Origin of the sequence: Stenotrophomonas sp. (assembly GCF_036662295.1) — a bacterium.
Lineage (GTDB): Bacteria > Pseudomonadota > Gammaproteobacteria > Xanthomonadales > Xanthomonadaceae > Stenotrophomonas.
Window position 1 is genome coordinate 1 of sequence record NZ_JAVWXA010000128.1, and the last position, 10,451, is coordinate 10,451.

Genomic DNA, 10,451 nt, shown 5'->3' on the forward strand with positions numbered 1-10,451 from the left:
CCGGTGCGCACCGGAAAAGCCGGTAGTGCCGGCCGCTGGCCGGCATCCCACAGCCACCCTTGTTCTCTACGACCGCCGACCAACCACCAGTGCGCGGTTGGTGCTCTCCTGCGGGCCACCGGCCAACTGTCGGGGGTGGGGGTGTGCGGGTTCGCGGGACCGTCACACGCCATGGATGGCGTGTGCGAGCGTCCATGGGTGAAGGCGCATGGATTGCGAGGCACTGCCTCGCATGCGACTGAACGCACAGCCGCCAGCGGCTGGGCCGGACCGCGGAGCGGGATTCACCGCGTGTCCCGCGAACCCGCACACCCCCACCCCGCGCGACCAAGCCGGCACACGCAAGGCACCCGCGCCCGCTGCTGATCGTCGGAAACTCAGTTACTCGCCGTAGCCGTAGCGCGCAGGTCGCGGCGGGCCCAGTCGTCCAGCAGCCGCTTCTCGTAACGCAGCGGGTCGGTGTCGCTCTGCATCCCGATGTTGTGCAGGTAGCCGTTGTCCACCAGCTTGCGCTCGCCTTCGCCCAGCACCTGGCCCTGCGCGTCCTTGAGCGTGTAGGTCAGCGTGATCCGCGGCGGGTAGACATCGCGCAGGATCCGGATGTCGTTGCCGCGCGGGCCGTGCCAGGGCTCGTAGTCGCCGGCGCGCTTGATGTCCGTCAGCGTCACCTCCAGCTGCTGGCCCGGCTGCAGCTGCTTGCTGGCCGTCGTGCGCACGTACTGGGCCAGCTGCTGCACCCAGTTGCCGCGTTCGGCCTCGAACCGGTTGGTGCTGCCGCGGATCTCGGTGAACTGGGCCGGATCGGTCCACTGCACCTGCACCGGCCCCTCCACCGTCAGCGCCCGCGGCGCTTTCGGGTCGGTCACCGAGCGCGGCCCGGCGGCGCCCGCCGTGCCGATCACCAGCAGACAGGCCAAGGCACCGGCCACCCAGGGATTGCGGTTCATGACGATTCCTCGGTCTCGATCACGGATGGGATCGAAGATCAGTGTGATCCTGATCGCCCGGGCGAACAATCGCCCCGGGGGCCGCCCGTCTTCACGGTTGGCGCCAATTCACCCAGGTCAACCCCACCCTTGGCGCTTGACGCTACGAATACGCCCTCTGGAAGATGCTGTATCCCTCCGTTTCGCCAGTTGCCTCAAAAGACCCCTTGTCCAGCCTCCCTGCTTCCACGCTAGAACGCCCCTCCTTCATGGCGCCCGCATCCGATCCCGGCATGTACCGCGCCATGCTGGAGCAGATGAACGCCGGTTTCTGCGTGATCGAAGTGCTGTTCGAAACAGGCCGGGCGGTCGATTACCGGTTCCTGGAGGTCAATGACGCCTTCGAGCGCAACACCGGCCTGGTGGACGCCCCCGGCCAGCGCATCACCGCCATGGTGCCCGCGCACGAGACCGACTGGTTCCGCATCTACGGCCAGGTGGCCCTGACCGGCCAGGCCCAGCAGTTCGAGCTGGAGGCCCGTGCCCTGGGGCGCTGGTACTCGGTGGAGGCCGTCCGCGTCGGTGAGCCGGGCGAGCACCGCGTTGCCGTGGTGTTCTTCGACATCACCAGCCGCAAGCAGATCGAAGTGGAGCTGGCCGAGAGCGAGGCGCGCTTCAGCGCCCTGGCCGATGGCCTGCCCATGCCGGTGTGGGTGCTGGATGAGCGCGGCCATGCGCGCTTCGTCAACAGCGCCTTCACCGAATTTTTCGGTGGCGATGACCGCGTGCCCGAGGATGTCTGGCGCGGCCTGGTCCACCCCGACGATGCCTCCGTGTTCGATTACGAACTGCAGGAGGCGCTCAAGGCGCAGCGCTCCATGCACGCCCTGGTGCGCGGCCGCCGCGCCGACGGCCAGTGGCGCTGGCTGGAAATGAACGCGCGCCCGCGCTTCTCGCGCATGGGCCGCTTCATCGGCCTGGCCGGCAGCAGCCCGGACGTGACCGAGCGCCGCGAAATCGAAATGGCCCGCGAGGAGCTGCTGCAGTCCGAGCGCGCCGCGCGCAGTGCCGCCGAGAACATGGCCCGGCTCAAGGATGAATTCCTGGCCACGCTGTCGCACGAGCTGCGCACCCCGCTGACCACCATCCTGGGCTGGAGCGAGTTGTTGCTGCAGCGCGTGGACGCCACCAGCCCGCTGTACAAGGGCCTGGGCGTGATCGCCAACAGCGCCATGGCGCAGAAGCGGCTGATCTCGGACATGCTCGACCTCAGCAGCATGCTGCTGGGCAAGGTGCAGCTGGAAGTGGAAGTGCTGGACCTGCGCGCGCAGCTCACCGAGGCCATGCGTGCCCAGGAGCTGGTGGCCGAGGGCAAGGCCCTGCAGATGAGCCTGGTGCTGCCCGACGACCCGGCGCTGGTGCTGGGCGACGCCACGCGCCTGCAGCAGGTGCTGTGGAACCTGCTCTCCAACGCGATCAAGTTCACCCCGGCCGAAGGCCGCGTGGCGGTCACCCTGAGCGGTGATGCCGGCCACTGGTCGGTCAGCGTGGCCGACAGCGGCGATGGCATCGCCCCGGAGTTCCTGCGCCACCTGTTCAGCCGGTTCCGACAGGCCGATGGCACCACCACCCGCCGCCACGGCGGCCTGGGGCTGGGCCTGGCCATCGCCCAGCAGCTGGTGGAGCTGCACGGCGGGGCGGTGTCGGCCAGCAGCGATGGCCACGGCCACGGCGCCACCTTCACCGTGCGCCTGCCGCGCTACCAGCCGCAGGCCGATGGCCGGCCGCTGCGCGAAGTCTTCAGCGGCCCGATCGGCGAACAGGTGATCGAGCCGTTCCCGCTCAAGGGCCTGCGCCTGCTGGCGGTGGAAGACCAGCCCGAAGTGCTGGAATACCTGCGCCGCCTGCTGGAAGAGCAGGGCGCCGAAGTCACCGCGGCCGCCTCGGCCGGGGAGGCGCTGGCGCTGCTGGACCAGGGCGGTCACACCGGGATCGACGTGCTGCTGACCGATATCGGCATGCCCGGCATGGACGGCTACGGCCTGGTGCGCACCCTGCGCGAGGACATCGGCGTGGAAGCCGGCGAGCTGCCGGCGGTGGCCGTCACCGCCCTGGCCCGGGCCGACGACCGCAAGCGCGCGTTGGCCTCCGGCTTCCAGGAACACGTGGCCAAGCCCTACTCGGTGGCCCAGCTGGTCTCGGCCGTGCGCAGCGTGCTGGCCGACCAGCGCCGCCGCTGAGGCCCCACGGCGGGTGCGCCTGCCTGTCACCGGCCCCGGCGGCCGGTGGCTCCCCATCGTTCAATGCCCAGGAGGGTCCATGTCGCGTTATGCCCCGCAGATTCACACCGATCCGGCGCGGATCGCCGCGCTCGAAGCGCTGTTGCCGCAGCTGCATGGGCTGGCACGGGTCGAGGTCACGCTGGACGATGGCAGCCGCGTGCTGGGGACGGTGGCGGTGCAGCCGACCGTGCAGCAGTATCGCGATGCCGATGAGAACGAGGGCAGCAACGGACAGTTGCGCCTGGACGACCTGGATACCCCGGTGCAGCAGCACCTGGTCTGGCTGGACCGGATCGTGGCGATCCGTCCGTTGCCGCCCACAGGCTAGGGCGCGGCCAGGGTACCGACCGGCGGTCGGTACCCGGCGCGGGGATCAATGCTGGAACAGTTCCGGCTCGGCCTCGAAACGGCGTGCGTAGGCGCGCTCGTCGGCGACCCGCGCCACCTCGTCATCGGCCATGTCCGGCGCACCGTAGACCGCATAGGCCAGGCTGCCGTCGGCCTGCTTGCCCACCTGGTGCAGGCGGTAGCGCGAATGCCCGCCGCCGGTGTCCTGCGGGTAGTGGACCGGGGGCTGGGCGCCCTCGATGTCCATTTCGCTGTTGTCCACCACGCCACCGACAAACAATGCACGCATGAGCCATCTCCATCGCAAGTGAGCCTCTACCCTGACGGTTGGGATGTTGGCAGGGCATCAACGCGGCGTTGAATAAACGCAAAGTGGGGCGCGGCGGGGCGGATCGGGGCGAACCGGTAGAATGGCCGTCTCTTTATTCGATGTGCCCCCCGATGGCTGCCCAGCACGACGCTCCCCTGGAAACCCTGTTCCTGCCCTTCGCCAGTGGCGCGCTGGCCTGGCCGGCCGGCCCGGTGCTGTTCCTGCGCGCCCGCGACGGCTGGCCGCTGCGCGAGCACGCCCAGCCGGGCCAGCTGGTCTGCGAACAGAGCTTCCGCCCGTTTGCCGATGCGCTGGAGGCCAGTGGCTGGACCGTGCACGATGAGCAGCAGCTGGCCGCCGCCGACACCCGCTACGCGCTGGTGCTGGTGCTGCCGCCGCGCCAGCGCGAGGAAGCCCGGGCGCTGTTTGCGCGCGCGCTGGCCCTGGCCGCGCCGGGCGGCATCGTGGTGGCCTGCCAGCACAACAACGAGGGCGCGCGCTCCGGCGAAGGCGACCTGCAGCAGCTGGCTGGCCTGGGCGGCAAGCTGACCAAGAACCACTGCCGGGCATACTGGACCAGCCCGCTCAACGGCCAGCACGACGCGGCGCTGGCCCAGCGCTGGGCGGCCCTGGATGCGCCGCGCGCGATCCTGGGCGGGCGTTTCCAGAGCCGCCCGGGCATCTTTGCCTGGGACCGCATCGACCCGGCCTCCGCCCTGCTGGTGGAACAGCTGCCGGCCGACCTGGCCGGGCGCGGCGCCGACCTGGGCGCTGGCTTCGGCTACCTGTCCAGCGAGGTGCTGGCGCGCTGCCCGGGCGTGACCGCGCTGGACCTGTACGAGGCCGAGGGCCGCGCGCTGGCGCTGGCCCGGGACAACCTGGACCGGCTGGGCAAGCCGGCCCGGCTGGCCTACCACTGGCAGGACGTCACCGCCGGGATCGAAGGCGAGTACGACTTCATCGTCACCAACCCGCCCTTCCACACCCCGTCGCGGGCCGACCGCCCCGACATCGGCCAGCGCTTCATCGCCGTGGCCGCCCAGGCGCTGCGCCCCGGTGGGCGGATGTGGCTGGTGGCCAACCGCCACCTGCCCTATGAGCAGATCCTCAACGAGAGCTTCGGCCAGGTGCGCGTGGCGGCCGAGCGCGACGGCTTCAAGCTGATCGAGGCGACCAAGGCCAGCCGCAGCGCCACCCCGGCGCGTGCGCCGCGCGAGAAGGCACCGACGTGGGGCCGCGGGGGCCGGGCATGAAGCTGGTCAAGCTGCTGGCCAACCTGGGCTATGGCAGCCGCAAGCAGGTGCAGGGCATGTTCCGCGAAGGCCTGATCACCGATGCCGACGGCGAGGTGCTGTATGCCGATGACCAGGTGGCCCACGAGGCGATCCGGGTGGAAGGCGAGCCGCTGGACCCGCCGCAGGGGCTGACCCTGATGCTGCACAAGCCGCGCGATTACACCTGCTCGACCAAGGACAAGGGCCGGCTGATCTACGACCTGCTGCCGCCGCGCTTCCGAGAGCGGGCGCCGGTGCTGTCCTCGGTGGGCCGGCTGGACCGGGACACCAGCGGCCTGCTGCTGATGACCGATGACGGCGCGCTGCTGCACCGGATCGTGTCGCCCAAGTCGCGCCTGGACAAGGCTTACGAGGTGACGCTGGCCGAGGACCTGCGCGGCGACGAGGCGGCGCGCTTTGCCAGTGGCAGCCTGCTGCTGGAGGCCGATGACAAGCCGCTGCTGCCGGCCGAGCTGGCGGTGCGCGGGCCGCGCCAGGCCGAACTGGTGCTGCACGAGGGCCGCTACCACCAGGTGCGGCGCATGTTCGCGGCGGTGGGCAACCACGTCCAGGCGCTGCACCGCAGCCGCGTGGGCGGGCTGACGCTGGGCGGGCTGGCCGAAGGCGAGTGGCGCATGCTGGACGCGGCCGACCTGGACACGCTGTTCGACGTGCCATGACCGGCGTGGCGGCCCTGCCGTTCCTGCCGGAGGCGGTGATCTTCGACATGGATGGGCTGATGATCGACAGCGAACGGGTGTCGATCGCCTGTTGGACCCAGGCGGCACGCGAGCTGGGGCTGCCGCTCGAGGACGGGTTCTGGCTGCGCTTGGTCGGCCTGGGCGACCGTGACTGCGAGCGCCTGCTGCTGCAGCGCGTCGATGCGACCCAGGTGGCCGCGTTGTTCGCGCGCTGCCACGATCTCTACGAAGCCCGCACCCAGGCCGGCCTGCCGCTGCGGCCGGGCATCGTGGACCTGCTGGAGCTGCTGCACGACCACGGCATTCCCCGCGCGGTGGCCACCTCCACCCGGCAGCCCCGCGCGTCGCGCAAGCTTGCCGCGGCCGGGCTGCTGCCGTATTTCGAGGTGGTGGTGACCAGCAGCGACGTGGCCCATCCCAAACCCGCGCCGGACATCTACCTGCTGGCCGCGCAGAAGCTGGGCAAGGATCCGGCGCGCTGCCTGGCGCTGGAAGACTCGCCGGCGGGGATCCGCGCGGCGGTGGGTGCGGGCATGACCGCCATCCAGGTGCCCGACCTGGTGCATCCGGATGCGGAACTGCGCGCGTTGGGCCACCGCATCGTCGATTCGCTGGCAGACGCGCACACGCTGCTGCTGCCGCATCTGCGGTAAAGCGGGTTCGGTCGGGCGAGCGGGTATCTCCGTCCGGGGTCATGCCCACCCACGGCCGGGACAGGGCATGTAGACCCCGGTAGGGTCGGTTCCCAAACGACCGCCGATACCGCCGATCGACGCGACGAACGCATGACCGCTGCCGAAGACCGCCTCGGCCTCATTCCCGCGAACCTCCTTCTTCGGCCAAGGTCATGCCCACCATTGGCCGGGGCAGGGTACGTGCGGTCGTCTGGGGAGCGACCCTACCCACGATGTCCCTCCAGCACGTTGGTCGACGGCACGGGCGGCACGCCGTTTCCGGCATGTCGCGTGGTCGACGACATTGGCCGCCCGCCGCATCTGCCATCCGCACGTCGCGGACCCCGGTAGGGTCGGTGACCAAACGACTGCCGATACCACGGATCGGCGCGACGAACGCATGACCTCTACCGAAGACCGCATGACCGCCGCCGCACACCGCGTCGTCCGAATGCCGCAGGTCAGGCTCCCCGCCGCCATTCACGCGCACACCCGGGCACAAAAAACCCGGCGCGTGCGCCGGGCTTTTCGGTCACGGCGTCAACCGTGCATCACACGCGACCGAACACCAGCGCCGCGTTGGTGCCACCAAAGCCGAAGCTGTTGGACATCACCGTGTTCAACTGCGCGTCCTGGCTTTGCCGCACGATCGGGAAGCCTTCCACCAGCGGGTCCAGCTCGCCGATGTTGGCCGACCCGGCGATGAAGCCGTCGCGCATCATCAGCAGGCAGTAGATCGCCTCGTGCACGCTCGCTGCGCCCAGCGAATGGCCCGACAGCGCCTTGGTCGAGGACAGCGGCGGCACGTCTTGGCCGAACACCTCGCGCACCGCCTTCAACTCCGTCACATCGCCCAGCGGCGTGGAGGTGCCGTGCGTGTTGAGGTAGTCGATCGGGCCGGTCAGGTTGGCCATCGCCATGTTCATGCAGCGCACCGCGCCTTCGCCCGACGGCGCCACCATGTCCGCGCCATCGGAGGTCACCCCGTAGCCCACCAGCTCGGCGTAGATGCGCGCACCGCGCGCCACCGCGTGGTCGTAGTCTTCCAGCACCAGCATGCCGCCGCCGCCGGCGATCACGAAGCCGTCGCGGTCCTTGTCATACGGGCGCGAGGCCGTGGCCGGGGTGTCGTTGAAACGCGTGGACAGCGCGCCCATCGCATCGAACATCACGCTCATCGACCAGTGCAGGTCTTCACCGCCACCGGCAAACATCACGTCCTGCGCGCCGTGGCGGATCAGGTCGGCGGCCGCGCCGATGCAGTGCGCCGAGGTGGCGCAGGCGGCCGACAGCGAGTAGCTCAGGCCCTTGATCTGGAACGCGGTGGCCAGGCACGCCGACACCGTGGAGCACATCGTGCGCGGCACCATGTACGGGCCCACCTTGCGCACGCCACGCGCGCGCAGGATGTCGGCCGATTCCACCTGCCACTGGCTGGAGCCGCCGCCGGAGCCGGCGATCAGGCCGGTGCGCGGGTTGGCCACCTGCTGCTCGTCCAGGCCCGCATCGGCGATCGCATCGCGCATGGCGATGTAGGCGTAGGCCGAGGCATCGCTCATGAAGCGCTTGACCTTGCGGTCGATCTGCGCGTCCAGGTCCAGCTCGATGTTGCCGCCCACGTGGCTGCGCAGGCCGGCGTCGGCGTGGTCGGGCAGGCTGCGGATGCCGGCACGGCCCTCGCGCAGTGCGGTGGACACCGTGTCCAGATCGTTGCCCAGGCACGAGGTGATGCCCATTCCGGTAATGACGACGCGACGCATCAGAAGTTCTCGGTGGAGGTGAACAGACCTACGCGGAGGTCCTTGGCGGAATAGATTTCGCGGCCGTCCACCAGCATGCGCGCGTCGGCCTGGGCCATGACGAGCTTGCGGTTGATGACGCGGGTGATGTCGATTTCATAGCTGACCAGCTTGGCCTCCGGCAGCACCTGGCCGGTGAACTTCACCTCGCCGCAGCCCAGGGCGCGGCCGCGGCCGGGGGCACCGAGCCAGGTCAGGTAGAAGCCGGTCAGCTGCCACATGGCATCCAGGCCCAAACAACCGGGCATGACCGGGTCGCCGATGAAATGGCAGCCGAAGAACCACAGGTCCGGGCGGATATCCAGTTCGGCGCGTACCAGTCCCTTGCCGTGGGGGCCGCCGTCGTCGCGGATGTCGGTGATGCGATCGAACATCAGCATCGGATCGTTGGGCAGGCGACCGCTGCCCGGGCCGAACAGTTCACCGCGGGCGCTGGCCAGCAGTTGTTCGCGCGAGAACGCGTGGAGACGAGTCATGGAAAGCGCAATCCTGAAGAAGTTGACGTCGGGGGCCGCCGGCACTGCGCGGGCGGATTGTTGCTGTTGAAAGTGCCCAAGAGTGCAGAGGAAAAGTGATTCAATCAAACGTTTTAACCGTACGCCGGCGTAGTGTTTTCAGCTTGAAAACCGCATGTTGTTGTTATGAAAAGACCATACTCAGGCGTGTGGCTGTAATCTTGTTCATCTAGAAATCCGCATCCAGGCCCGAGCCTTCCCGACGTGTCCGTTCTGCGCAAAATCATCCATGTGGACATGGACGCCTTCTACGCGTCGGTGGAGCAGCGTGACGATCCGTCGCTGCGCGGCAGGCCGGTGGTGGTGGCCTGGAAGGGCGCGCGCTCGGTGGTGTGCGCGGCCTCCTACGAGGCGCGGGTGTTCGGGATCCGTTCGGCGATGCCGGCGCTGCGCGCGGAGCGGCTGTGCCCGGACGCGATCTTCGTGCCGCCGGATTTCGCGCGGTACAAGGCGGTGTCGCGGCAGGTGCGCGAGATCTTCCTGCGCCATACCGACCTGGTGGAGCCGCTGTCGCTGGACGAGGCCTACCTGGATGTGACGGTGCACAAGGGCGGGCTGACGGTGGCCACGGAGATCGCGGAGATCATCCGCGACCAGATCCGGGAGGAGACGCGGTTGACGGCGTCGGCGGGGATCGCGCCGAACAAGTTCCTGGCCAAGATCGCCTCGGATTGGCGCAAGCCCGATGGGCAGTTCGTGGTGTCGCCGCAGCGGGTGGAGCGCTTTCTGACGCCGCTGCCGGTGAACCGGGTGCCGGGGGTGGGCAAGGTGATGGCGGGCAAGCTGGCCGAGCTGGGGATCGCGACGGTGGGCGATCTGCGCTCGCTGCCGCTGGAGGAGCTGGAGGCGCGTTTCGGGAGTTTCGGGGTGCGTCTGTACAGCCGTGCGCGGGGGATCGACGAGCGGGCGGTGGAGCCGGACCAGCCGGTGCAGTCGATCTCGTCGGAGGACACGTTTGCCGAGGACGTGCCGTTGGAGGCGCTGGAGGCGGCGATCGTGGCGCTGGCGGGGAAGACGTGGCAGGCGACGCGGAAGACGGAGCGGGTGGGGCACACGGTGGTGCTGAAGTTGAAGACCTCGCAGTTCCGGATCATTACGCGGAGCTTTACGCCGGAGTCGCCGCCGGGGTCGCTGGAGGAGTTGCGCGATATCGCGCTGGCGTTGCGTGCGCGGGTGGACCTGCCGGCGGAGACGCGGTATCGGCTGGTGGGGGTGGGGTTGGGCGGGTTCCGGGAGCGCGAGGGGGTGCGGCAGCCGGGGCTGTTTGATCAGTTGGAGGGTGGGTGAGGTGTGCTGTCTGCTGACAGCTGACCTCAACAGCCGGCGTGCGGGCACTGAGGGGCTGGGTGGTGCAGGTGGGTTGGCGGGACACTGAAGTGACCCCCGGATGCGGAACGCAGATGGGGAAGTGCGGAATTCGGAATTCGGAATGCGGAATGCGGAATGGGTCGTGGTGTGTGGCCTGGTAGGGTCGCATCCCGATCGACCGCCTGTGCGCTGCCAACGTTCTGGTGCGGCATGACAACCACCAACGCGACGCCTTTTTCTCGGTTCTTCGCCCAATTGCGGGGTAAGGCTTTGCTGAGGCACGCGCGTGCATGCGCCATCGCTTGGGGCGGGTG

Annotated in this window: 10 protein-coding genes; 6 read left to right on the forward strand and 4 right to left on the reverse strand. The window is 69.3% G+C overall.

What is annotated here, in order from left to right:
• Window positions 1-377 precede the first annotated feature (377 nt).
• The gene (locus tag RSA25_RS17415) at window positions 378-947 is read right to left on the reverse strand and encodes a DUF3016 domain-containing protein (protein WP_332810093.1); all 570 of its coding nucleotides are present in this window, start codon (window positions 945-947) and stop codon (window positions 378-380) included.
• A gap of 248 nt (window positions 948-1,195) precedes the next feature.
• On the opposite strand from RSA25_RS17415, the gene RSA25_RS17420 reads away from it, so the two are divergent.
• Together RSA25_RS17420 and RSA25_RS17425 are read left to right on the forward strand one after the other, a co-directional pair.
• Window positions 1,196-3,166: an ATP-binding protein gene (locus tag RSA25_RS17420; RefSeq protein ID WP_332810094.1), complete on the forward strand. Its 1,971-nt coding sequence runs from the start codon at window positions 1,196-1,198 to the stop codon at window positions 3,164-3,166.
• Between the two features lie 79 nt (window positions 3,167-3,245).
• Window positions 3,246-3,536 (forward strand): DUF3247 family protein, encoded by a 291-nt coding sequence (locus tag RSA25_RS17425; RefSeq protein ID WP_332810095.1) that lies wholly within the window; start codon window positions 3,246-3,248, stop codon window positions 3,534-3,536.
• 45 nt (window positions 3,537-3,581) lie between these two features.
• Here RSA25_RS17425 and RSA25_RS17430 read toward each other — a convergent pair whose 3' ends face one another.
• Window positions 3,582-3,845: a hypothetical protein gene (locus RSA25_RS17430; RefSeq protein ID WP_332810096.1), complete on the reverse strand. Its 264-nt coding sequence runs from the start codon at window positions 3,843-3,845 to the stop codon at window positions 3,582-3,584.
• A 152-nt stretch (window positions 3,846-3,997) separates the two neighbouring features.
• Between RSA25_RS17430 and RSA25_RS17435 the strand changes: the two genes are divergently transcribed.
• From RSA25_RS17435 to RSA25_RS17445, 3 genes are read left to right on the forward strand one after another with little or no spacing between them, the layout of a single operon-like run.
• The gene (locus tag RSA25_RS17435) at window positions 3,998-5,119 is read left to right on the forward strand and encodes a class I SAM-dependent methyltransferase (RefSeq protein ID WP_332810097.1); all 1,122 of its coding nucleotides are present in this window, start codon (window positions 3,998-4,000) and stop codon (window positions 5,117-5,119) included.
• The gene (locus RSA25_RS17440; RefSeq protein WP_332810098.1) at window positions 5,116-5,820 is read left to right on the forward strand and encodes a pseudouridine synthase; all 705 of its coding nucleotides are present in this window, start codon (window positions 5,116-5,118) and stop codon (window positions 5,818-5,820) included. The genes RSA25_RS17435 and RSA25_RS17440 overlap by 4 nt, the downstream gene beginning before the upstream one ends.
• Window positions 5,817-6,494 (forward strand): HAD family phosphatase, encoded by a 678-nt coding sequence (locus RSA25_RS17445; RefSeq protein WP_332810099.1) that lies wholly within the window; start codon window positions 5,817-5,819, stop codon window positions 6,492-6,494. Before RSA25_RS17440 ends, RSA25_RS17445 begins: the two co-directional genes overlap by 4 nt.
• A gap of 572 nt (window positions 6,495-7,066) precedes the next feature.
• Here RSA25_RS17445 and fabB read toward each other — a convergent pair.
• Both fabB and fabA read right to left on the reverse strand, forming a co-directional pair.
• Window positions 7,067-8,275, reverse strand: coding sequence for a beta-ketoacyl-ACP synthase I (gene fabB, locus RSA25_RS17450; RefSeq protein ID WP_332810100.1), 1,209 nt, complete (start codon window positions 8,273-8,275; stop codon window positions 7,067-7,069).
• Window positions 8,275-8,790 (reverse strand): 3-hydroxyacyl-[acyl-carrier-protein] dehydratase FabA, encoded by a 516-nt coding sequence (gene fabA, locus RSA25_RS17455; protein ID WP_038690696.1) that lies wholly within the window; start codon window positions 8,788-8,790, stop codon window positions 8,275-8,277. The genes fabB and fabA overlap by 1 nt, the downstream gene beginning before the upstream one ends.
• 243 nt (window positions 8,791-9,033) lie before the next feature.
• Between fabA and dinB the strand changes: the two genes are divergently transcribed.
• A complete protein-coding gene (gene dinB, locus RSA25_RS17460) occupies window positions 9,034-10,116 on the forward strand; it encodes a DNA polymerase IV (protein ID WP_332810101.1) in 1,083 nt (360 codons plus the stop codon).
• The last annotated feature ends 335 nt before the right edge of the window (window positions 10,117-10,451 follow it).

Bases quoted from the DNA above. Each gene is read 5' to 3' on its own strand.
- RSA25_RS17415 (WP_332810093.1), bottom strand. From the start codon at position 947: ATGAACCGCAATCCCTGGGTGGCCGGTGCCTTGGCCTGTCTGCTGGTG.
- RSA25_RS17445 (WP_332810099.1), top strand. From the start codon at position 5,817: ATGACCGGCGTGGCGGCCCTGCCGTTCCTGCCGGAGGCGGTGATCTTC.
- RSA25_RS17425 (WP_332810095.1), top strand. From the start codon at position 3,246: ATGTCGCGTTATGCCCCGCAGATTCACACCGATCCGGCGCGGATCGCC.
- RSA25_RS17430 (WP_332810096.1), bottom strand. From the start codon at position 3,845: ATGCGTGCATTGTTTGTCGGTGGCGTGGTGGACAACAGCGAAATGGAC.
- RSA25_RS17440 (WP_332810098.1), top strand. From the start codon at position 5,116: ATGAAGCTGGTCAAGCTGCTGGCCAACCTGGGCTATGGCAGCCGCAAG.
- RSA25_RS17435 (WP_332810097.1), top strand. From the start codon at position 3,998: ATGGCTGCCCAGCACGACGCTCCCCTGGAAACCCTGTTCCTGCCCTTC.
- fabA (WP_038690696.1), bottom strand. From the start codon at position 8,790: ATGACTCGTCTCCACGCGTTCTCGCGCGAACAACTGCTGGCCAGCGCC.
- RSA25_RS17420 (WP_332810094.1), top strand. From the start codon at position 1,196: ATGGCGCCCGCATCCGATCCCGGCATGTACCGCGCCATGCTGGAGCAG.
- fabB (WP_332810100.1), bottom strand. From the start codon at position 8,275: ATGCGTCGCGTCGTCATTACCGGAATGGGCATCACCTCGTGCCTGGGC.